This is a genomic window from Lysinibacillus sp. RU7, assembly GCF_057837305.1.
Window position 1 is genome coordinate 1 of record NZ_JBYQFK010000177.1, and the last position, 259, is coordinate 259.

Annotated in this window: 1 pseudogene; it reads right to left on the reverse strand. The window is 68.3% G+C overall.

The features are described 5' to 3' along the window. Positions 1-259: pseudogene (locus AC3II9_RS21995) on the reverse strand (hypothetical protein); the annotation flags it as partial.

A 259-nucleotide genomic window follows, 5' to 3' on the forward strand; every position in this document is an offset into this window, starting at 1 on the left:
CACAGCGCCTTGGCGTTGTCGGGATCGATCGCATAGGATCGCACCCCGGCGCGCAGGCCCTCGTCATTGGCGAGCTCGGCGACATGGCAATCCTCGAGGTAACGCCCGCCGATTTCGGCCGGATCGGCGACCGCCGCGGCCCAGACCGAGGTCGCGGCGCCCTGCGGGATCGACTTGAACTCGAACTCCTCGCCGCCCGTTTCACGCGCCGTGGCGTTGATCTGTTCGAGCAAGGCTTCGAGCGCGCCGTCGTCGAGGT